The organism is Paenibacillus sp. NFR01, from assembly GCF_900111565.1.
Taxonomy (GTDB): domain Bacteria; phylum Bacillota; class Bacilli; order Paenibacillales; family Paenibacillaceae; genus Paenibacillus_AQ.
Map to the genome: position 1 here is coordinate 272,623 of NZ_FOIK01000002.1, position 22,754 is coordinate 295,376.

At 58.5% G+C, this 22,754-nt stretch carries 19 protein-coding genes and 1 tRNA gene; 2 read left to right on the plus strand and 18 right to left on the minus strand.

Annotated features, from left to right (window positions below):
- Positions 1-29 precede the first annotated feature (29 nt).
- The 14 genes from uraH to ggt all read right to left on the minus strand — a co-directional run bounded on the left by uraH (position 30) and on the right by ggt (position 16,321).
- Complete coding sequence (uraH, locus tag BMW84_RS12440) at positions 30-395, minus strand: hydroxyisourate hydrolase (RefSeq protein ID WP_091068789.1); 366 nt, start codon at positions 393-395, stop codon at positions 30-32.
- Positions 392-922 (minus strand): 2-oxo-4-hydroxy-4-carboxy-5-ureidoimidazoline decarboxylase, encoded by a 531-nt coding sequence (gene uraD / locus BMW84_RS12445; RefSeq protein WP_175498792.1) that lies wholly within the window; start codon positions 920-922, stop codon positions 392-394. Before uraD ends, uraH begins: the two co-directional genes overlap by 4 nt.
- Complete coding sequence (locus BMW84_RS12450) at positions 919-1,428, minus strand: (2Fe-2S)-binding protein (RefSeq protein WP_254772995.1); 510 nt, start codon at positions 1,426-1,428, stop codon at positions 919-921. The genes uraD and BMW84_RS12450 overlap by 4 nt, the downstream gene beginning before the upstream one ends.
- Positions 1,421-3,769, minus strand: coding sequence for a xanthine dehydrogenase subunit D (gene pucD / locus BMW84_RS12455; protein WP_091068791.1), 2,349 nt, complete (start codon positions 3,767-3,769; stop codon positions 1,421-1,423). Before pucD ends, BMW84_RS12450 begins: the two co-directional genes overlap by 8 nt.
- A 180-nt stretch (positions 3,770-3,949) precedes the next feature.
- Entirely contained in the window at positions 3,950-4,846 is an 897-nt protein-coding gene (locus tag BMW84_RS12460; protein ID WP_091068793.1) for an FAD binding domain-containing protein, read from the minus strand.
- 74 nt (positions 4,847-4,920) lie between these two features.
- The gene (locus BMW84_RS12465) at positions 4,921-5,850 is read right to left on the minus strand and encodes an ABC transporter permease (RefSeq protein WP_091068796.1); all 930 of its coding nucleotides are present in this window, start codon (positions 5,848-5,850) and stop codon (positions 4,921-4,923) included.
- A gap of 40 nt (positions 5,851-5,890) precedes the next feature.
- Positions 5,891-6,973 (minus strand): ABC transporter permease, encoded by a 1,083-nt coding sequence (locus BMW84_RS12470; protein WP_254772996.1) that lies wholly within the window; start codon positions 6,971-6,973, stop codon positions 5,891-5,893.
- A gap of 32 nt (positions 6,974-7,005) precedes the next feature.
- Positions 7,006-8,544 (minus strand): ABC transporter ATP-binding protein, encoded by a 1,539-nt coding sequence (locus BMW84_RS12475; RefSeq protein ID WP_091068800.1) that lies wholly within the window; start codon positions 8,542-8,544, stop codon positions 7,006-7,008.
- A gap of 110 nt (positions 8,545-8,654) precedes the next feature.
- A complete protein-coding gene (locus BMW84_RS12480; RefSeq protein ID WP_091068803.1) occupies positions 8,655-9,830 on the minus strand; it encodes a BMP family ABC transporter substrate-binding protein in 1,176 nt (391 codons plus the stop codon).
- Positions 9,831-10,046: 216 nt separating this feature from the next.
- The gene (locus BMW84_RS12485; protein WP_175498793.1) at positions 10,047-10,622 is read right to left on the minus strand and encodes an NTP transferase domain-containing protein; all 576 of its coding nucleotides are present in this window, start codon (positions 10,620-10,622) and stop codon (positions 10,047-10,049) included.
- Positions 10,555-11,679 (minus strand): XdhC family protein, encoded by a 1,125-nt coding sequence (locus tag BMW84_RS12490; protein WP_091068809.1) that lies wholly within the window; start codon positions 11,677-11,679, stop codon positions 10,555-10,557. The genes BMW84_RS12485 and BMW84_RS12490 overlap by 68 nt, the downstream gene beginning before the upstream one ends.
- Positions 11,680-11,703: 24 nt before the next feature.
- A complete protein-coding gene (locus tag BMW84_RS12495; RefSeq protein ID WP_091068811.1) occupies positions 11,704-13,272 on the minus strand; it encodes a PucR family transcriptional regulator in 1,569 nt (522 codons plus the stop codon).
- 229 nt (positions 13,273-13,501) lie between these two features.
- Complete coding sequence (locus BMW84_RS12500; protein ID WP_091069721.1) at positions 13,502-14,716, minus strand: amidase; 1,215 nt, start codon at positions 14,714-14,716, stop codon at positions 13,502-13,504.
- A gap of 30 nt (positions 14,717-14,746) precedes the next feature.
- On the minus strand, positions 14,747-16,321 hold the full coding sequence (gene ggt, locus BMW84_RS12505; protein ID WP_091068814.1) for a gamma-glutamyltransferase: 1,575 nt from the start codon (positions 16,319-16,321) through the stop codon (positions 14,747-14,749).
- Between the two features lie 557 nt (positions 16,322-16,878).
- On the opposite strand from ggt, the gene abc-f reads away from it, so the two are divergent.
- Positions 16,879-18,825 (plus strand): ribosomal protection-like ABC-F family protein, encoded by a 1,947-nt coding sequence (abc-f, locus tag BMW84_RS12510; protein WP_091068816.1) that lies wholly within the window; start codon positions 16,879-16,881, stop codon positions 18,823-18,825.
- A gap of 108 nt (positions 18,826-18,933) precedes the next feature.
- Here abc-f and BMW84_RS24805 read toward each other — a convergent pair whose 3' ends face one another.
- The 3 genes from BMW84_RS24805 to BMW84_RS12520 form a co-directional block, all read right to left on the minus strand.
- Positions 18,934-19,086 carry a hypothetical protein gene (locus tag BMW84_RS24805; protein ID WP_175498794.1) on the minus strand — a complete coding sequence of 51 codons (153 nt, stop codon included), beginning with the start codon at positions 19,084-19,086 and terminating at the stop codon, positions 18,934-18,936.
- A 206-nt stretch (positions 19,087-19,292) separates the two neighbouring features.
- Positions 19,293-19,910, minus strand: coding sequence for an NUDIX hydrolase (locus BMW84_RS12515; protein WP_091068818.1), 618 nt, complete (start codon positions 19,908-19,910; stop codon positions 19,293-19,295).
- A 21-nt stretch (positions 19,911-19,931) separates the two neighbouring features.
- Positions 19,932-20,909 carry a TRM11 family SAM-dependent methyltransferase gene (locus BMW84_RS12520; protein ID WP_254772997.1) on the minus strand — a complete coding sequence of 326 codons (978 nt, stop codon included), beginning with the start codon at positions 20,907-20,909 and terminating at the stop codon, positions 19,932-19,934.
- A gap of 223 nt (positions 20,910-21,132) precedes the next feature.
- Between BMW84_RS12520 and BMW84_RS12525 the strand changes: the two genes are divergently transcribed.
- Positions 21,133-22,488, plus strand: a complete 1,356-nt coding sequence (locus BMW84_RS12525) for a dipeptidase (RefSeq protein WP_091068821.1) — start codon at positions 21,133-21,135, stop codon at positions 22,486-22,488.
- A 115-nt stretch (positions 22,489-22,603) separates the two neighbouring features.
- Here the strand turns inward: BMW84_RS12525 and BMW84_RS12530 are convergent.
- Positions 22,604-22,677 (minus strand) — tRNA-Gly (locus tag BMW84_RS12530).
- Positions 22,678-22,754 lie beyond the last annotated feature (77 nt).

The window sequence follows — 22,754 nt, forward strand, 5'->3', positions numbered from 1 at the left end:
TCTGATCTACAGGCTGCATGCCTTGGAAATTAACTGCCTCTGTACGTGCTGTAGCCTCCCGGGGCGACGAGCAGCGGAACATGATAATGCGCCGCACAATCGGCGACCTGAAACCGGATCGGAATCTGGTCCAGAAAAAGCCCCCCCGCCGGATCAGCCTCTGCAGCTGCAGCACGAAAATATTCACCCGCATGAAACAGCAGCTCGTAACTGCCGGTGACAAACTTGGCCCCTTCCAGTAATGGCGTATCCAGGCGCCCGTCGCCATTTGTGACGGCATTGCGCACCAGCTCCCACTTCTCTGCCCCAGAAAGCCGCCGCAGCTCCAGCTTCATTCCGGCCGCCGGAATCCCGCGCGACAGATCCAGCACATGCGTCGTCAGCCGCCCGCTCATGACAGCGATCCTCCCGGTAACTGGAACAGATCGCTGAGCCGGAACCCGGTGATTTTGCCGATTTCAGTGAGCGCCTGCGCCCGTTCATCTTCATAAGCCCGAAGCACGCGGGAGGAAATGGACACGATGATCTCTTCCTTCGTCTTGCCGCGAACGGCCAAAATAAACGGAAAACCGAATTTCGCGGTATAAGCTGCGTTCAGCTCCGTCAGCGCCGCGAATTCCTCCGGGGTCAGCCGGTCCAGACCGGCGCCCTGCTGCTCCGCCGCTGACAGCGGCGTAACCTTAAGCCTTGTCGCAAGATCGGGATGGGCCCGCAGCAGCTCCAGAATTTTCTCCTCTCCCGCCTCCCGGACCTCACCCAACATGGCTTCATGCAAAACTTCTGCCGAAGCAAACGGGCGATGCCGGTAGGCCGCTTCCGCAACCCAAGGGGAGTGTTCGAAAATTCCGCCTAAAGCTTTCGTAAATGATTCTTGATCCATCGCATTGATCTGTTCCACGGTAAGGGTCTCTTGTATGCTCATCGGCTCTCCCAGCTTTCTATCGCTTTATCCACCGCACGCCGGATGCCGCCGTAACCGGTACACCGGCAAATATTGCCGGACAACGCTTCGTCGATTTCCTCAGCCGTCGGCTGCGGGTGATTGTGCAGCATCGCAACCACGGAGATGACCATCCCCGGCGTGCAGTATCCGCATTGAAATCCGCCTTCTTCCAAAAATGCGCGCTGCACCGGATGCAGCTCCGCGCCGCCCAGCCCCTCAATCGTCGTAATCGCCGTGCCCGCACACTGATACGCCATAGCCAGACAGCTGTTGACCGGCCGGCCGTCGACCAGCACCATGCAGGCGCCGCAGCGGCCGATTTCGCAGGAACGTTTGGTGCCTGCCAAACCCAAATCCTCGCGCAGCACATCGATCAGTCGCCGGCTGGGCGGAACGCGGAGCGACACCGCTTCGCCGTTGACCGAGCATTCAAGGATGAATTCAGATGATACCGGATGCTGGAGGATGCCTGGCTCTTCAGGAATTTGCACGTTCGTTCACCGCCTTCCGCATGTTAAAAGGTGTCTCTTGCAGCCATTCCGGTTCGATCGGCAAACGGTTCAACCGTTTACGGGTTGCGTTATATACTGCGGCGGCAATGGCCGGGGCCAACGTGACCGAACCGACCTCGCCGACGCCGCGCGGTCCGTACGTGTCGTGCTCCGGCAGCTCTTCGATCGCTTCGACCTGAATGCGGCCCGTCATATCGGCAATCGTCGGCACAAGGTAGGTATCCATATTTTTCGTCACATAATACCCACCCGACATCAGCGCGTCCTCCGAAAGGGTGAAGCCGACTGCCATGCTGCTGCCCCCTTCGATTTGCCCGAGATAACCCTGCGGGTTCGCTACGGGTCCGGCGGCCACTGCGTGGTACTGGTCGAGCACACGCACTCTGCCGGTCAGCAGATTGATCTCTATTTTTACGGCAACGGCGGCGTACGTGTATAAAAAATGCGCCCCCACCCGTTTCATCGGCGTCGTCGGATAATGAAAGACCGTCTCGCACACGAGCGGCTCCGTCCGCTCCTGCACAAGCTCGGCATACGTTATAATTCTGCCGCCTTCCTTATGCCAGATGCCGCCTGGTCCGGTATGCAGCACTTCGGCGGATATCCCGGTTTTGGCGGAAGCTTCCTTGATGAGCAGCGACGTAAACTCGGGATGCAGCCGCCGGAGCGCCATCCACATCATGCTGGTGGAACGCGAGGCGGTGCTTGAACCGCTGTTGGGAACGACGTCGGTATCGCCGATAATGATCCGCAAATCTTCGGCAGCAAAACCATATTGCTCCACCAGCATCTGCTCCATTGTCGCGATCAGTCCCTGGCCGAATTCCTCGTAGCCGAATACCGCTTCGATCTTGCCGTCCAGCGCCAGCTTCAAGCGGCCGCCGCCCGGGTCAGGAATGCCGAAGCCGAGTCCCGCCCCGTGCATCGCGATCGCCGCGCCTGTTGCCGTGACGATCCAAGGCTCGGCGGTGCGGGGATCACCCGACCCGCAGCCGGTAACCTTGTCGCTCGGGTCATCCGCATCCATATCCACATCTGAATCCGCCTCCGGTCCGCCTGCCATCAGCGGCGACGCGGCAAGCGCCCGCCACACCTGCATGGCACCTTCAGTCTGGGCAATCTCCTGGCCTAGCGGCCCCGGATCGCCGTATCGGCGCAGGTTACGCCGGCGGAACTCCCATGGATCGATGCCGGTCCTGTCAGCCAGCCGTTCGATTTGCCCTTCCAGTGCAAAAATCGCCTGATTCCCGCCAAAGCCGCGGAACTCGCCCGAAACGCCGTTGTTGGTATAAACGGAGAAGCCCTCTACCTCTACATTGCCGATCCGGTACGGACCGTTCACATGCTCTGTCGAGAAGTTGAGCACTTCCGCTCCGAGCGTCGCATATGCGCCGGTGTCGGCAATGATGCGCACCTGATGGGCCAGGAGCCGCCCGTCCGCATCACAGCCGGTCTTCATCGAAATCTTCATCGGGTGGCGCTTCAATCCGGCGCGTACCGATTCGGCGCGGGAATGATGCAGCCGCACCGGGCGGCCCGTGCACAGCGCCAGCAGCGCCCCGTAAGGCTGCACATTCAGTTCATCCTTGCCGCCGAACGAACCGCCGATCGGACTGGAGACGACCCGGATCTGTTCTTCCGGCAGGTCCAGAATGCGGGACAGCTGCATCCGGTCCATCAGGCCGTGCTGCGTGGCCGAATATACGGTCAGCCTGCCGTCCGGCCCGGGGACGAACAAGCCGCCTTCCGTTTCCATATAGGTATGCATCTGGCGCGGCGTGTAATAAGTCTCTTCCACAATATGCGCACACCCTGCAAATGCCGCTGCGGGATCGCCTTTGCGGAATTCGGTATGGTGGAGCACATTCCCCTCCTCGTGAAGCAGCATCGCCTCCGGTTTCATCGCTTCTTCGGGATCAACCAGCGGAGGCAGCGGTTCGTAATCGACCTCGATGAAGGAGAGGGCATATTCGGCGAGCTCTTTGCTCTCCGCCGCCACCGCCGCCACCGCATCCCCCGTGTAACGCACTCTATCGAAGCAGAATACGGGCTGGTGGGGATGCGCAATGCCGAATCCGTTCAGGCCGGGTACATCCTCATGCGTCAGCACCGCATGCACGCCGGGCAGCGCCCGCGCCTTCTCCGTGCGGATGGCGAGAATGCGGGCATGAGGCTCCCGGGCCCGCAGCACCCGGCCGGTCAACATCCCTTCGGCCGTCAGGTCGGTTAAATACTTCAATTGCCCGGACACCTTCTCCGCTCCGTCGGGCCGCGTCCGCCAGCGCGCCCCGCTGGACTCCCTGTTCAGCAGCATAGCGCTCCGCTCCTTTCGATATATACTCCAAATTATTTGTAAAATTTAAAATGATAGGACTAAAAAAGCCCATGCCTGCATTCCTTCCATCTACTTAAGTTTCCCGTATCGGACTTTTGTTTCGATGTTCGAATTGACATTCATGGACCTTCAAGGCAAACTGCGGGCTAAGCTTAATGCTTACGCCTGCATGAACTTCCAAAGCTCGGAGACGAGCAGATTGGCTGCGGTGTTCTTCTTGTACGCTTCGCTGGCGAAGGGATCGCCGTAGGTGGCGAATTCGGCCATGATCGCTTCGAAGACGGGGCCGAGCAGCGCCGCATCGCAGGCGGCGCCTTCCAGCAGCGCCTCTGCGGCGCGCAGCCGCAGCGGCCGCCCGCTGCCGCCGCCGGCGGCCAGGCGCACGCCGCGGAAGCGGCGCGTGCCCGGCTCCAGCCGCGCGGCGGCGGCGGCCGTGACCAGCGAGGCCGTAAACGCCTCGCGGCGCCCGACCTTGCGGAACAGGCTCAGCCTGTGTTCCGCGGGTTCCGCATCCGCCAGCGGCAGGCGGATGCCGGCCACCAGCGCGGCGGCAGACTCGCCGCCGCCGCTCCAGCGCTCATCAAGCCAGGCTTCCAGCGGCTTGACGGTCAGGACATTGCCGGCGAACACGGCAATGTCCGCCTCCAGCGCCAGCAGCGCCGGCAGAATATCGCCGTAACCGGAGGCGATATTGCCGCCCAGCGTGGCGAGATTGCGTACGGGCGGGGCGGCGATGCCCCGCGCGGCTTCAACCAGCGCCGGATAATGACGCTGCAGCCCGCCGCTGCGGCGGCAATCCTCCAGCGTCGTCAACGCCCCCACTGAGATAAACGCTTCTTCGGCCGAAATGCCCTCCATGCCTGCGATGCCGCGCAGATCGATCAAATGCGGCGGCACCGCTGCCGTTCCTGCTTCCCACCAGGTCCGGATCAGCGTTCCTCCGGAGACATAGATCGCTTGGTCTCCATAGATTCGTTTCAGCGCCCACGCTTCCTGCAAGCCGACCGGCTGATGGACGCAGGGCGGCGATAACCGGTGATCATATGCGGCTTCCATCCAACATCCGCCTCCTTGGCCTGCGCCATAGCTTTAACTGCATCACTCTACATTGTTCTGTAACATCAATCCGCTTAGAAGCGCTGTTCGCGGATATACGGAACGCCCAGCGATTCCGGCGTGCCGGAAGGCTTGTTGCGGTTACGGTATCCGAGATACATTAACACGAGGATGGTCAATACATAAGGAATCATCTTCAGGAAATAGGACGGAATGACGCTGCCGAGCAGCTGAATGCGGAAGCCGAGCGAATCGAGCGCGCCGAAGAAATAAGCGCAAAAGAGTGCGCGAAGCGGATTCCATCTGGCGAAAATCACCAGACCGACGGCGATCCAGCCCCGGCCGGCCGTCAACCCTTCGTTCCAGGTCGGCGCATAAGCCAGCACCATATCCGCGCCGGCGAGGCCGATGAGCGCCGCTCCGATTGTAACGTAGCTGTAGCGGATCAGCTGGACGCGGATGCCCATGACATCCGCCGTAGCCGGGCTGTCGCCGACTGCCCGCAAATGCAGGCCGAATGAGGTATGGTGAATCAACAAGTGCAGCGCTGCGACGAGCAGCAGGCTAAACCAGGTCATATAATCGAGCTTCCCGAAAATATCTCCGATCACCGGAACCGGCTCCAGCCAACCGAGGTGCAGCTTCGGCGAAGTGCCCGGCAGCGGCAGCCCGCTGATCGATTTGCCAAGATACGCGCTGAGTCCGCTGCCGAACAGCGTCATCGCAAGGCCGGACATCGTCTGGTTCGCTCTCAGCGTTACGGTAAGGAAGGAATGCACCAGCCCGAGAACGGCCGTTACCCCAATGGCGGCCAAAAGCGCAAGCAGCAGATTGCCGCTGCGGATGTAGACAATGCAAGTGCTGACCGCGCCCATCAGCATCAGCCCTTCGGCACCGAGCTGGATGATGCCGGCGCGTTCGTTCAGAATGCCGCCCAGCGTGGCCAGCAGGAGCGGCGTTCCCGCGGAAATGGCCGCAATGATTAGCTGTGTCGTGAAGTCCATAATAAAGCTCCCTTCTTATCGGAGGAAAAAATGTTCCGTCCTACGCGCTTTTCCGGACGCGGAACCGGTGAATCATATCGCCCGCGATCAGGAAAAAGAGGATCGAGCCCTGCAGCATTTCCGAGATGGACGACGGCAGGCCGATCGTCTGCACGCTGTAGCCGCCGACGATCAAACCGCCGAATAAAATCGCCGTTACGATGAGACCGAGCGGATTCAGCTTGGCGAGCCAGGCGACAATGATGGCCGTGTAGCCGTAACCCGGCGAGATGCCCTGCATCAGCTTGTGCGTAACGCCGGAAACCTCGGCCATCCCGGCAATTCCGGCTAGTCCGCCGCTGATCAGCATGACGATGATGATATGGCGTTTGATGTGAATTCCCGCATAACGGGCCGCCGTAGGGTTGGCGCCGATCAGCTTCAATTCATACCCCCAACGCGTAAACTTAATCATTAAATAGTAGATGAGTACAGCGACCAGGCCAAAGATCAATCCGATATGCAGCCGCGTAGAGCCCAGCACCGGCAAAGACTGCGCCGCGGTAAACATCGGCGAGCCGGGGAAATTAAAGCCCTTCGGATCCTTCCACGGGCCAAAGACGACGTAATCCAGCGCCAGCAGCGCAACGTAATTGAGCATTAATGAAGTAATCAGTTCATTGACGCCGAAGTGGGTCCGCGGAATCGCGGTCAGAAGCCCCCATAAAGCGCCGGCAGCCGTTCCGAACAGCAGCATCAGCGTAATTGCCCAGAACGACGGCAGATTTGGAAAATATATCGTCACCGCCGTAGCCGCCATTGCGCCAACCGTCAATTGCCCTTCCGCGCCGATGTTCCAGACGGATATACGGTAAGCAACGGCGATGCCGAGTCCGCAGAGCAGCAGCGGAATCGCCTTGACCATCGTTTCAGTAAAGCCGTAGGAGGTGCCAAATGCGCCTTTGAACATTTTTTCGTAGACCGTCACCGGGTTCATGCCGTTGGCAGCGATGAATATCGCGCAGAGCAGCAGGGCAAGCACGACCGACAATACCGGCGACCACCAGGGAGAACGGGTACGGCTGGCGTCATATTCGAGCCGCAATTTAAACAAATTAAAGGATTTTGCCGCCTTCGGAGTCATCGCCACTCCGGCGGAACTGCCATGCTCTGGACTCATACCGCACTTCCTTCCTTCTCGCGCTCGCGGATGCCGGCCATCAGGAGGCCGATTTGCTCCCTGTCCGCCTGCTCGTGATCGCTTTCGCCGATAATCGAACCGTTATAAATGACCAAAATGCGGTCGGATAATTGCAGCAGCTCATCCAGATCCTCCGAAATGAGCAGCACCCCGCTTCCGGATGCGCGCAGCTCCATCAGCAGCTCGTGAACGCCTGCGGTTGCGCCGACATCCAGACCTTGCGTCGGATGGACGGCGACCATCAGCTTCGGCTGGTGGCTGACCTCCCGGGCGAACAGCAGCTTCTGCTGGTTGCCGCCCGACAACTGCTGTACCGGCGTTTCCAGCTCAGGCGTTTTGACATTGAAACGGTGCACCAGTTCCTGGGACCAGGAACGATTTTTCGCCGCCTTCAGAAAGCCGAATCGCGAATGCTCATTGCTGCGGTACGATTTAAACAGCAGATTGTCGACCGATCCCAGGCGTCCGGCGAGTCCGCTTTTCATCCGGTTCTCCGGTACGTGGGAAATGCCGGCATCGATAGCGCCTCTGACGGAGGCCGTCTTGACCGGACTGCCGTCAAACTCGATCTCTCCGCTGCGCCAGGTCCGCAAGCCGGTGAGCACCTCGGCCAGCTCCTTCTGCCCGTTTCCGGCCACGCCGGCCACACCGACGATTTCCCCCGAACGAACCTTCAGCGACAAGCCGTCGAGCGCCTTACGGCCATGGTCGGCATAGACTTCAAGATTGCTTACGACCAGCAAATCCTCGCCGGCAAGCTCCTCCCTTTCTTGACGGGTAATGCTGACTTCCTTGCCGACCATCAGCCGGGCCAACTCGAGTTCGTTCGTTTCTTTGGTCACGAGCGTGGTAATCATTCTGCCTTTGCGCATGACGGAGATACGGTCGGAAGAAGCCATAACCTCCTTCATTTTGTGCGTGGTCATAATGACCGTTTTTCCCGCTGCCTTCATGACATGCAGCGTTTCAAACAGCTGCTCTACCTCGCCCGGCGTAAGCACCGAGGTCGGTTCGTCAAGGATGATGATGTCCGCGCCCCGGTACAGCGTCTTGACGATTTCCACCCGCTGCTGCTCGCCGACGGACAGCTGCCAGACCGGACGGTCCACCGGGAACTTCAGTCCGAAACGCTCGCCGAGCGCTTCGATTTCTTCATGCTTTCGTTTAATCCACTTGCTCCCCCGCCAAAAAGACGACTTTTCGCCAAGCACGATGTTTTCCGCTGCCGTAAGGCTTTGCACCAGTCTGAAGTTTTGGAACACCATGCCGACGCCTAGCTGTGCCGCATCTTTGGGGGAACGGATTTTGGCCGGTACGCCGTGAATGAGGATTTCGCCTTCATCCGCCCGGTACACCCCCGACAGCATGCTCATGACTGTGCTTTTACCTGCTCCGTTCTCGCCAAGCAGCGCATGAATTTCACCCGCGTTTGCCGAAAAATCGACTTGGTCGCTGGCAACTACCGAACCGAACCGTTTCACGATCCCGCGCATTTCTACCGAATACTGTTGCATTGTGGGACGCTCCTTTCCTTATAGTTGTAGTATAGGTGGGGTAGGTTCCGCTTGCCTTGGAACCCGCCCCACCCATAACTTCTTGCAGTATGCGATTAAGACTCCAACAATTATTGAGGAATCGTGCCTTCCACGCCTTTAGCCAGCCAGTTCATGGAGAGTACTTCCTCCAGCGTCAGCTTTTGGCCTTCCTGTACTTGGACTTTGCCGGTGTTGTCGGAAATCGGACCGGTGAATACATCCAGGTCGCCGCTGATGATTTTGGCTTTGGCGTCTTCCACCAGCTGCTTCACATCGTCGGGCACTTTGTTGCCGAACGGTGCCAGCTCGATCATCCCGTCAGCCATACCGCCGGAGTATTGCTCATTCGTCCAGGTTCCGTCCATCACCGATTTAACGGTTTTCACGTAATACTCGCCCCAGTTCCAGACCGGGTTGGTCAAATAATTGTCTGGAGCGTATTTGCTCATATCGGAATCATTGCCGCCTGCGAATGCGCCGCGTTCGGCAGCCGCCTGAAGGGTTGCGGGAGAATCCTGGTAAGCGAGGAGTACGTCCGCGCCTTTATCCAAGAGGCTGATGGCCGCCTGGCGTTCGGTCGCCGGATCATACCAGGTGTTGGTCCAAACCACGTCGACTTTTACGTCCGGGTTGACGCTTTGAGCGCCGAGCGTAAAGGCGTTGAGGTTGTAGATGACTTCGCTGATCGGGAAGGCGCCGACATAACCGAGGTGATTGTTTTTGGTCATTTTGCCCGCCGCGATGCCGGTGAGATAGCTGGCTTGATAGTTCTTGCCGAAGTAAGTTCCCATGTTCGCAGCCGTCTTATAGCCGGAAGCATGGTCGAATTTCACATTCGGGAATTTATTGGCCACATTCAGCGTGAAATCCATATATCCGAAGCTTGTCGTAAACACGATGTCATGGCTTTGCGCCAGCTCGGTAATGATACGTTCGGCATCGGCACTTTCCGGAACGTTCTCTACAAAGTCCGCTTTAATGCCGAGCTCCTTCTCCATGTACTGGCGGCCTTGATCATGCTGGTACGTGTAACCGCCGTCGCCCGGAGGCCCGATGTATACGAATGCGACCTTCGGCTTTTCCGCCGCCGGCGCTTCCGTTGCCGTTTCCGCAGTTCCGGCATTGGTTGCCGCCGGAGCTTCGGTTGCATTGGCGCCTGCATTGGCACCCGCCGAGTTGTTGTTGTTACCGCAGCCGGCCATAATCACCGCGAGCAGAAACACAAGGACAAAGCTGATCGATAATGCCTGACCCCTTTTTTTCATAATTCTCCTCCTCCAGGAAATCTCTCATTATGGCTGCGCCATTAATGTATCTCTACTATACTTAGCCACAGCCTTTACGTAAATTTATATAACATAGCTTTGGCTGTGTCTATAATAAAATGTGTTAATTTTGTGTTTAATGCATAATAGTGCAAAAAAATTAACTTAAAATATGTGATATTCTCTTACACAAGTGCGAAAATATGCCGCATGGATCTATGAGCCATTCCTCATTAGCCATTCGGTTTGTATTTTTCCGAAATCCTCTTTCGTGTCGGCGTCCATAAAACAAAGCGCGGATTCCGGCGACAGCACACGCCCTTTGTAATCCGGCGATCGCAGCAAGGCTGCAGCCCCTTGATCTCCGTCCAGCCCCTGCAGCGCCATAAACATCGATCTGCCGAACAGTACCGGCGGCATTGCCGTCCCATCGTTCCTGCTGGCTACATAATCCAGCTCCGGGTGCGCCTTGAAGATCCCGATAAGCTCTCGCACCAGAGCCGCCTTGACGAAAGGCTGATCCGCCAGCGCAACAACGATGGCATCGGGCTGCATCGGAAGCACGGCGTTAAGCCCGCAGCGCAGCGAAAAAGACAAGCCCAGATGTGCCGTCAGACAGGTCTCGGTCCGCCTTCCGCTTCCTTCCCTGGCCGGAGGCAGCCAGCTCAATGGATCATCGGCACGGACAACGACGACCAGCGGTTCAAGCCCGCAGCTCTCCAGTTCACTGAGCGCGACGCTTCCGAGCGGCACCTCCCCGGGCAGCATCAGCGATACTTTGGATACGCCCATGCGACGGCTCTGGCCCGCCGCCAGATAAATCCCTGCTATTTTCATCACACTCTTCTCCCTTCACCAGCGGCTTCGCGCGTTTTCTCCGCTCCTGAATCATTTCGGCGATGATGCTGACCGCAATTTCTTCCGGCCCTTCCGCTCCGATCGCCAAGCCCACCGGGGCATGCACCGACGCAGGCGTCTCCATACCCTCCAGCAGCAGCGCAATTCGCGCTCTTGAACCAACAATTCCGATGTACCGTGGGGCGGCAGCCAGAGCCCCTTTCAAAAACTGCCGGTCCCGCTGCGTTTGATGGCTGCAGACGAGCACATAATCGCCGCCGCCAATCGCAAGCTTCGCGGCTGCTTCATTCGGATGGCAGATTACACGCTCTGCGGCATATATGCCTTCTGCCGCCGCTCCCTCCCGCCAATCGTTCCAAACAACGCGGAACCCGCTGCGGGCAGCCAGCTCTGCAATCGGCACCGCATCCAGCCCTCCCCCAAAAAGGATCAGCCGCGGTTTGGGGGCGAACCTTGTTGCGAATACAGGCAGAACCGCATCAGCCCCCGGCACTTCTTCCGTTTCCGGCGGAACCATCGCTGCGGTTGCCGCCCGCACCACGCCTGCCGCAGCCGCAGCTTCCGGCGCTCCGCTGGTTAACCGGTATTCATAACGCCATCCCGATACGCTCCGCTCCAACATAACGGCATCGCCGTTGCCCAGCCATTCGGCAGCTTCCAATAAAACCTTACGCAATTCGCCTTTTACAGGCTCAAGCATGACCGTCAGCTTACCTCCGCAGCCAACGGCCTCACCCCAGGCGAAATCATCCGGGGTGCGCATGTCGTACTCCACCCGCTCCGGCGCTCCGCTTGCCCAAACCTCCGGAAGCCGCAGCGCCAGATCGCTCTCCAGGCAACCCGGACTCAAGCTGCCCAGCGCGCCGCCTTCAAAGAACAGCATCGCCGCGCCTCGTTTGCGGTACGAATGCCCTTCCGTCGCCACTAATGAAGCAAGGACGGCGGGAGCATCATGCATCTGGATGTAACGGACAATCTCATCGTCGTTCATGCAGCTCCCTCCTTATTTTTACAGTTATTTCATCTCCAGCAGCGCGCGAAAAATAAATACCAGCTTCAGCCGCAGCAGATCATCAATGCTTTTGAAATCGACATCCAGCTGTTCGCTGAGTTTTTCGATCCGGTAGGTGGCAGTGTTGCGGTGGATGAACAGCTTCTTGGCCGTCTCGTTGACGTGGCCGTCATTTTCGAGATAAATCTCCAGCGTACGCAGCATCTCCTTGACATACTCCGGTTCGCGCACCATCAACCCGCGCAGTACATCTGCGCAATATTTCTCCATTGCTTCGAGCGGCAAGCGGCTCAGCAGCAAGGGCAGCTCGAGCTGCCGGTAATGCACGACATGGCCGCCTCCGCGACTCAGCAGTTCCAGACACTCCCTGGTTTCCGCAAAAGCCTCGCGCACGCCTTCCGTCTTCGTCTTAACGCTGCTCAGCGCAGCTTTCGGCTGAACGCCCCCCGCCAATTTCAATTCACCGATCGCATCCTCGATTGCTGTGCAAAAATCATCCGGGGCAAACGGTTCAGCCGGAAATAACGACAACAAACCGTCCTCCAGCAGCACGTGCACAGCATCCAGCCCGCCCAATTGAGGATGATTGGCATAGGCTTCCTTCAACTGCAGCAATTCGCCGGGACGCGTTTCGCCGCTTCCTGACGCCCCGGTCAACAGCATCCGGAACGGCGCCTGCAGAAGCGAAATATCCAGACGGACTGCCGTTTGGGCCAACTCGTCGCAGGATAAGCTGCCGGCGAGGCAGCGCCGCAGCTGTTCCGCGAATTCCCGATGCGCCGATTGCGCAAAACATTCCTCTAGCCCAAGATCGACGTGATAGGCAATCAGCTCCGCCCCTTGCACAAACAAGCTTTCTTCAACGGGAAGAATCTGCGGATCGATCGGCCCGTACAGTACATAACCGAGACCTTTCTCTCCTTGCACCAGCGGAATCCTGTAGCCCGTTTGTCCGCCGATCCGTAAGCGCCGGTTGCTCTTTTGCCACGGCCAGCCCTCCAGCAGTTCCTGTTTCGAGTATTCCGTATTATTGAACACCAGTTCACCGCGAGAGCCGATCATCGCCAGGGGATATCCGACAACCTCCGAAATCTCCTCGAGCAAGGGCCGGCCGCGTCCGGAACGCAGAGCAAACCGCATCAGCTTGCGCTGTTTTTCCAACACGCCCTGCAAAACATTCGTGCTGCGGCTATGCTCTGCCCGGAACAAACCGTTCATCTGATCCGAGAACGTAAACTGAAACGGCAGCTCGATCAGCGGAAAATTCAACGCCTCCGCCTCTTGGATCAACGCTTCAGGGACCGCGTTCCAAAAGCGTCCGAGTTTGATGCCGAGCCCCGCCGAGCCGCGCCGGTTAAGCGTACGTAGCAGCTTCGAGGCCTCCTGCAGATTGTCTTTTATCAGATAAGCAGTCGTCAGCAGCATTTCCCCTTCTTTGATCCAGTCGGAGATATCGGGAGCATCCATGACATTGATTGACTTGATGACCCGGTGTTTTCCTTTGGAGCCGGCAATCAGTCTCGCTTCGGATAAAGGATAAATGGACAACGCTTCTTCAACGGTAAGATGCATGACCACCCCTCCTTTGTTCGATTAATTGTGTCAATGCGTCCTTTATGTTACTTTATGTAACATTATATTTAAAATGACTGCTTTAGAAAAGAGTAAAGTTTGTTTTTTACGTATTTTATGTAAAGTTATCTAACTCGTTACGTATATTTTTGAATAATTTAGTTGCATGCCAAAAAGCCCACAGCGCGTCAAAACGCTTGCTGCAGGCTTACTTCCAGGCCATTCCGCCTTACCATCCCCAGACCTGCTGCACCCAGGCCAGCAGGCGCAGGTCCTGACCGTGGCCCCCGACCACGGACAAGCCGAGCGGCAGCCCGCCGGGGCCGCTCACCGGCAAGGTGACCTGCGGCAGGCCGGCCAGGCCGGCAATGCAGGTCAGCATCATTGCCCCGCTGCGGCTGCGCTCCCGCTGGGCGGCGTCCCCGCCGCGGAGCGGAGCCGCGCCGGGCACAGTGGGGATGACGAGCGCGCCGTCATCCCCGAGCAGTTGCCGGAGCTGCAGGGCGATATCGCCGCGCTGGGCCCGCGCGCGGCCGTGATCCGCTCCGGCGATTTGCTCCGCCCAGGCGAAGCGGGCGGCGATGTCCGGCCCGAAGGCGGGCCGCTCGCGCGCGATCCATGCGCCATGGGTCGCCCAGATCTCGGCGGCCTGCAGCTCGCGGAACAGCGTCATCCACGCCGCCAGCCCTTCCGGCGCGATTTCAAGCTCAAGCGTCTCCTCCACTCTCGGCTCGATCCGTCTAAGCGCATGCAGCAGCGGGCGCCGCGCCACTTCATCCGCAAGCGCCCAGGCTTCCGGCGGCAGTATGAGCCGGCGGATGCCCCTGCCCCCGCTCCCGTCTCCGTCTTTGCCAACGCCGCCAACCGCTGCATCCGAAAGCGCCGCGGGCAGCAGAACTTCTCCTACCCGCAGCAGCATTTCCGGCGAACGGGCGAGCCAGCCCGCGGTGTCAAAACCGGGAGCGAGCGGAATAACGCCCCCCATCCCGACCGCACCGTGGGTCGGCCGGAACCCGAAGACGCCGCAGTAAGCGGCGGGCACCCGCACGGAGCCGCCCGTGTCCGTCCCGAGGGCAAAATCGCAGCTCCCTGCAGCCACGGCCACCGCCGAGCCGCTGGAGGAGCCGCCAGGAAGGCGATCCGCCGCGTGCGGATTCCGCGGCGTCCCGTAATGATCATTCTCACCGCCCAGGCTGTACATCAGCTCATCCGTATGGGCAGCGCCCCGCAGATCTGCGCCGGCCCGAAGCAGCCGCGCCACCGCCTCTGCATGTTCACCGGCGGGCTCGTGGGTGCGCAGCCAATCGGGATTCCCCGCCGAAGTACGGTGACCGGCAACCGCGAACACATCTTTAACGCCGAACCGGAGTCCCTGCAGCGGTCCGCAGCCGGAACCGCGAACGTTCAGCTCCGGCGCAATCCATGCGCCATACTCGTTATCCATCCCCATCTGCCAACCGCTCCTCTCCTGCGCCTACCAACCGATGGCCGCTCCGTCGCAGCGCGGATCGGTGCCGCCGCTGCGGAAGCCATGGGCGTCGATGGCAATGGCGTGGGCATGGCCCATGATGCCGTCATACGCTGCGGCTTCCCGTACCAGATGCCCGGCGGCCGCAAGCTGTGCCCGCACTTCCGCCGGTACGCGGCGCTCCACCTTTAGCTCCTGGGTTGGATCGCCCCAGGTCCGGCCCCACACAAACCGCGGCGCCGCCACCGCCTCCTGCGGATTCATACCGTAATGCAGCATCCGGGTCAGCAGCAGGGTTTGCGTCTGCGGCTGGCCTTCGCCGCCCTGCGTTCCGTACAGGTACGCCGGCTTTCCCTCACGGCAGACCATCGCCGGCATCAGCGTATGGAACGGGCGCTTTCGCGGCTCCAGCGTATTGACATGGCCGGGGTCCAGCGAAAAAAACGAGCCGCGGTTCTGCAGCAGAATCCCCGTTTCTCCAGCCAAAGCCCCTGAGCCGAATTCGAAATAGAGGCTCTGGATAAACGAAACGGCGTTGCCCTCGGCATCTACCACCGCCGCGTAAGCCGTATCCCTGCCTGCAGGCTCGCTGGACAATGCCGCGGCTTGTGGTGTAATGGAAGCCGCAAGCTGCGCGGCATAGGCTTTATCCAGCAGGCCGGCCAGCGGAATGTCGGCGAAATCGGGATCGGTCAGCACCCTGTCGCGGTCGCGGAAGCTAAGTTTCAGCGCTTCGGCCAGCAGATGGTAATACTCGAAGCTGCCGTGGCCGATGCCCGTGAAGTCGAAATGCTCTAGGATATTCATCGTCATCAGCGCCGTAAATCCCTGGGAGTTGGGCGGCGCCTGGTATATGGAATGGCCGCGGTACTCCGTCATGACCGGCTCGGTCCAGAAGCCTTGATGATCGGCAAAATCGTCGCGGATGAGATAACCGCCGGCCGTCTGTAGGTAGCGGCAAATCTCCTCCGCGATTTCGCCTTTGTAGAAGGCGTCGCGGCCGCCGGCCGCAAGCAGCTGCAGCGTCTTCGCCAGCTGCGGCTGCTTAAACCTTACGCCCGGCGCGGGCGCCGCGCCGCCGGGCAAATACACCGCGGCCGCCTCCGGCGTCAGCGCCGCGCCGGCAAAGACGCTGCCCGCATGCTGATCGGGCGACAGCGGAAACCCGCCGGAGGCGTAGCCGATTGCCGGCTCCAGCGCCTCCGCCAGGCTCAGGCGGCCATACTCGCGTTGGACCGCCGACCAGCTGTCCGCCATTCCCGGCACGGTAATGGCGCTGCGTACGCCCCGCCGGGGAATCGCTGCTTCCCCGGCGTAGCAGTCCCGGTTCACGGCATAGCCGGACCGGCCGCTGCCGTTGTAGACCCTGACGCGCCCTTCGCCCGCGCGCCAGGTCAACCAGAACGCATCGCCGCCGAGCCCGGTCATATGCGGGTAGACGACGCCGAGCGCGGCGCTCACCGCCACTGCGGCGTCGAAGGCGTTGCCGCCGCGCTCCAGGATGCGCGCCCCGGCCGCGGATGCCAGATGATGCGGACTGACGATCATCGTTTGCGTGCCGATTGCCGGACCTCTTGTCATCTGCTCCATCTCCCATTCATAGATAATGTAGTGTCATTTAACTGCGCCGCCGGCTGCTTTGTCAATTCACTCTAAGGGGTTGCCCTTGCATTTTGTGAGCGGTGCACAAAGAATGGCGGCCGCCGGAAACGGCTTAAAACACCGGGCACCGGAGCATCCGAAAATCCGGGGGATCTCCGGGCAAAAGGTTACCCGATTCGGGCACCAGCTCCCGCCCCTTGCCAAAAACCCCATCATCGGGTAAAATACAGCTAATTATGCTAAGAAGGAGGTGTCAGGAATGGATCGCAATGTGACCAACAGTGTTATGAGTCGGCTGCCTATAGCTATGGCCGGCATTGTTCATGCAAATGTGCGCAAGGGGAGAAGTCTGTCCATTTACATGAATTCAATAACACTATTACATTGTGAAATGCCTTTCCTGCCATCGCCTTAACGGATCATCCATTCCGAGAAGAAGACCGGCCGCGGGGACTTTCCCTGCGGCCTCTTTTTGTTTTCGGACAATGCATCTCTTCTGGCACCGGCGGTTTTGGCATTACAGGAGGAATATACCCATGATTATTTCATGTCAACAAGTTCAAAAATACCACGGCGCCCAAGAGGTGCTCCACAGCGTTACCTTCGATGTGCGCCGGGGCGAGAAGCTCGGCCTGATCGGACGCAACGGCTGCGGTAAAACAACATTGTTCCATCTGCTCAGCGGCGGGGAGAAGCCGGACAACGGGCAAATTTCCATCCGCAAAGGCAGCACGATCGGATTGCTGTCGCAGATTCAGGAAGCCAAAAGCAACCAAACCGTATACGGTATGCTGCAACAGAGCTTCGCCGAGCCCTTGGCCTGGCAATCCCGGCTCCGCGAGTTGGAGCAGGAAATGTCCGGCACCGCCGCGCAAAACGACGAAACGCAGATGGAGCGTCTCCTCAAGGAATACGGCCGTCTGCAGGAGCAATTCGAGGCGGCCGGGGGGTACGAGATTGAAGCGTCGATCGCACGGGTTGCGGAGGGACTGGGCATTCCCGCCGCGCAGTTCGAGCGCCTCTTCTCCACCCTCTCCGGAGGAGAAAAAACTAAGGTCGGCCTTGCAGCCCTGCTGCTCCGGCAGCCGGATATTTTACTGCTCGACGAACCGACCAATCATCTCGACATGCCGGCCATCGAATGGCTGGAGGGCTTTCTGCAGGATTACACCGGCACGGTGGTCGTCATTTCCCATGACCGTTACTTCCTCGATCTTGTGGTCCGGAAGGTTGTGGAGATCGAAGACGGCGAAGCCTTTGAGTACCACACCAACTACAGCGGGTATCAACAGGAGAAGGAGCAACGGTTGCTCCAGCAGTTCGCCGACTATCAGGAGCAGCAGAAGAAGATTAAGCAGATGCAGGAAAGCATCAAGCGGCTCATCGAATGGGGCAACCGCTCCAACCCGCCGAACCCTTCCTTCCACCGCCGGGCCGCTTCGATGCAGAAAGCGCTGGACCGGATGGTCAAAATCAAGCGGCCGATTCTGGAGCGCAAAGCGATGGATCTTCAATTGCAGCAGGATGACCGTTCGGGCAATCAGGTCGTCATTCTCGACCGGATAAGTAAAACGTACGGGGCGCGCAGACTGTTCGCTTCCGCCAGCGCCGTGCTGCGCTACGGCGAGACGACTGCACTGATCGGCGGCAACGGCGCCGGCAAAAGCACGCTGCTGCGCATCATTCTCGGCGAGGAAACGCCGGACAGCGGAAGTTGTACGCTGGGTGCCAGAGCGGCCGTCGGATATCTCGCCCAGGAGGCGGTGCCGGAAGACGGGAAGCAGACGGTACTCGGATACTTCCGCGAAGAAGCCGGCATGGAGGAAGGCCAGGCGCGCGGACAGCTGGCCCGCTTCCTTTTCTACGGGCCGGATGTATTCAAGTCCGTCGCGAGCCTGTCCGGCGGCGAATGGACGCGGCTGAGGTTCGCGGTACTTATGCACCGGCGGCCGAATCTGCTCATTCTCGACGAGCCAACCAACCACCTCGACATCGATTCCCGTGAAGCGCTGGAAGAGGCACTGGAGGATTTTCCGGGCACGGTGCTTGCCGTTACGCATGACCGCTACTTCATCAACCGCTGCTTCGGCAAGCTGTGGACGATCGCAGCCGGACGGTTTGCGGAGTTCGACGGCAATTACGAATATTATAAAGAGAAACAGGCAGAGAATAACGCCAGTCTTCAATCCGTACCTGTATCCGTACATCCCGAATCAGCCGGCGCCGGCGTGGAACGTTCCACTGCAAATGCCAACCGCACGGCGCAGGTGTCCGCCCCATCTTCGCGCAAACTGCAAACAGTCCATTTGGAGCGGGAGATTGAAGCGGCGGAGCGTGCGCTTGCAGTGATCGATACTGCGATGTCCGCTCCGGAGAACGCCAGCGATTCTGGCCGGCTTGCCGAGCTGCAGCAGCAGCGGGATGAGCGGCAGCAGCAGCTTGACGTCCTTTACGAAAGCTGGCTGGAAGCGACAGGGCAATAAGAGGTTTACAACATGCAAAAAGGCTGCCTCTTCGTCCCCGAAGAAGCAGCCTTGCTTTTTTATAGTCGACATATAATAAATACATACGGATAAGAGTTTGCAAGCCGATTAGTGCCAGATCCCCATAATCCAGCCGATCACCGAGATCCACAGCGGAATGCTGAGCAGAATTCCCCAGACCAGCCCGGCGGCAATGTTGCCTTCCGCTGGCCGTGTTACCGCCTCCTGTTTGAGCGGCAGTCTCAATTCTTCTTGTTCCATGCGATCCCCTCCTAAAATTCTTATCGTCACAGCAGAGGAATTAGTGTAGACCACGTGGGCAAAAAGTTCTAATTGGATTCGGATAAGCGATAAATAAGCTGCGGATCTGCCATGCAAGGGCTTACATTATTCAATTAACCAAAAACGGCAGCCTTCAAAAAGTGAAGCCGCCGTCCTCCGCTTACACCTCTATCTTATGCAGAAGGCTAGTCCACGATGACATTTTTTTGCGGGTCCAGCAGAAATTCGAACATCAGGCGGATCTGTGCTTCGGTATTGCGCTCCAGCGACAGCTCAGGCAGCGCGTCTTCGGCAAAAAAAGCGACGCCGTCCGTCTCCAGTCCTTCCGCAGCTTCACCGCCGGTAATCCGGCACAATATAAACATTTTGTAGATGTGGTAAGGCTCCGGCGGATGTCCGTGAAATTTCTTGTCCAGCACCGCCAGCAAGGAGACCGCTTCCGTCAGGTAACCGGATTCTTCGCGAATTTCCTTTACCGCGATTTCTTTAGGGGACAAGCCGATATCGGCCCAGCCGCCCGGAAGCGCCCATTTCCCGTCCAGCTTCTCGCGCACCATCAGGATTTTCCCGTCCTGGAACACGACGCCGCGGATATCAACCTTAGGTGTGCAATACCCTTTATCGGAGGCAAAGGCCAGCCGGATGCGTTCCTTGCTCTCAAACGTGTAGTTGGCCAAAATATCGACGCTCAGCTCCCGCAGCGCCTCATACCGTTCGATATCATACACATCTTTGCCGTAGGTGAGTCCGCTTTGCGCGATCGCTTGAATCTCCTTCGCCCAGGTCAGCCATTTCTCCTCCATGCTGCACAGCCTCCTTTGGTTCTATTGACAAAGCATAATATGCCGGGAAAACGAGCCTTTTCTGGCGACGCAGCGGTCCACAATCGCAAAACCGGCGGCGGATATCATCTCATCGACGGCTTCGATGGCAAATATCAGCACACGGCTGGCAATCCGGCGGGCATGCACCAGAAGGGACAGCTGCTCTTCCGGCGTAATCCGTGAATACAAGTTGTAAGGCATATCGAGAAACGCCACATCATAATGATCCTCAATGTCGGCGATGTCCCCCAGCGTTACTTCGGCGTCGAAGCCGAAATGGGCAATATTCGTCCGGGCTCCCCGCGCGATCAGCGGGTTGATGTCCCGGCCGACGATGTCGATACCCATAGACAACGCCTCGACCAATACCGTTCCGATACCGCAGCACGGGTCGATGGCCTTAATGCCTTCAGGCCTAGGAATAGCCATGTTAACCGCTGCCCGGGACACCCGGGTACTAAGTGCAATCGAATAGCTTTGCGGCTTCCGCATTTGGCGCAGCCATGTCGCATTGTTTTTATGATACACGCCGAAATACCAGCGGCCGCCGATGGTGGCAAGGCCATAAATCCGCTGCGGGCGTTTCACGTCTGCTTCCCCTTCGATGCGCAACCCGATTTCCCGTTCAATGGCTCTCCGGCCGTCATAGTCGATCTTGTCTTCGGCGGCTAAATCGCTGGATCGCACGCAGATGACTTTGAACGTTTGACCCTCAACATCCACTTGTTCGGTCTGCCGGTAGATCTCCTCCAGCGTGTCCGCTTCATACATGACATCTATCCGCTCCTTGATGAACGGACTGCGGCTGACTCCTACGGCAATCGGGCTGGCAAACAACGTCGGCGGCGTCTCGGCCCGTTCGAACAGGCAGCGCAGCTCCATGCCGCAGAGGGATTCTTCATCCGGAGTACAAGTATAAGTGTAAATATAATTCGCCGGAGCGGAAAAGGGGTTTAGCGGCTCCGGATGGGTATTCATTTCGTTTGGCTCAATTGCCGGCATTCGTATTCGCTCCTATGGCTGCTCTCATAAATTCCCGGCATTAGCCGGGCAGGGTTAGTCTATCACGCCGGCCGGCACGTAGGCAACCCGCAGGCATGCCGTAGCGCCCGATCCGCCTCTGCGCTTTTTTTTGATACATGGTCAATTCTTCAGTATAATGTATAGAATACGCAAATTGCCAAGGAGGTACATAATCAACATGTCCTATGAAGCTTATTTTCAGGCTGAACGTGAAGCTCAGCTTGCCGAACTGAAGGAATGGCTAGCCATCCCGAGCATCTCCGCTTTATCCGCCCATAAAAACGATGTATTGGCTGCAGCCGAATGGCTGGCGGAAACTTTGAAACGTGCCGGTCTGGAAAACATCAAAATTCACCCTACAGCCGGTCACCCGGTCGTATACGCCGATTATCTGCATGCGCCGGGCAAACCGACGGTCCTTGTCTATGGACATTATGACGTCCAACCCGTTGACCCGCTTAACCTGTGGACGACGCCTCCGTTTGAACCGGACATCCGTGACGGCAAACTGTATGCGCGCGGTGCCACCGACGACAAGGGACAAGTCTTCATGCACATCAAAGCGATTGAAGCGATCTTGAAGCAGGAAGGAACGCTGCCGGTCAACATCAAGCTGTGTATCGAAGGCGAAGAAGAAATCAGCAGCATCCATCTGCCGGAATTCCTGGAGCAGCATAAAGACCTGCTGGCCGCGGATGCTGTGCTCGTCTCCGATACTGCCCTGCTTGAACGGGGCCGGCCGGCGATCTGCACCGGGCTTCGCGGTTTGGCTGAGCTTGAGGTTCATGTGACCACAGCATCAACGGATCTGCACTCCGGCTCTTATGGCGGCGCCGTACCGAACGCACTGCATGCGATCGTATCGCTGCTCAGCTCGCTGCATGACGACAAAGGCCGCGTAGCGGTGGAAGGCTTCTATGATGGCGTTCCGGAGCTGTCCGCACTGATGCGCGAAGAGTTCGCCAAACAAGGCGTCGACGAGAACAAAATCAGAGAAAGCCTGGGACTGGATTCCCTCTACGGCGAAGAAGGCTATAGCTTCGTAGAACGCGTAGGGGCGCGTCCGACACTGGAGCTGAACGGCGTATACGGCGGCTTCCAGGGCGAGGGCAGCAAGACGGTCATCCCGAAAGAAGCCCACGCCAAGATCACCTGCCGCCTTGTCGGCGACCAGGACCCGCAGCATGTGCTCAATGCGGTTGAAGCCCACTTGCGGGCCCATATCCAATCCGGCGCCAAAGTGCATATCAAACAAATGGGCAAAGCAAAGGCGTTCAACATTGATCCTTCGCTGCCGATTCTGCAAACCGCGGCCGATGCTTACGGCAAGGTGTACGGTACCCGCGCCCTCTTTACCAAAGACGGCGGCTCCATTCCGATCATGGCCAGCTTCTCCCGTATCCTGGAGGTTCCGGTCGTTCTGATGGGCTTCGGACTTGACGACGAAAACCTGCATGCGCCTAACGAGCATTTCAACCTGGAGAACTTCGACAAAGGCCTGCTGACCATCGTCGAATTCCTCAAGACGCTTTAATCCCTAGAACATAAAAAGCAGCGATCCTCGGCAATTTGGCCGGGAGCGCTGCTTTTTTTGCTGTGGGCAAACAAATAAAAAAACCCTTGATGCTCAAGGATTTCGAAATTCAATATGGAGCGGGTGATGGGAATCGAACCCACGCTATCAGCTTGGAAGGCTGAAGTTCTACCATTGAACTACACCCGCAATGCTAAAAACGTAAACGGAAGACAAAAGTAATTTTAGCATTCCCGCAGAATAAATGTCAACCTGGTGTAAAGGAA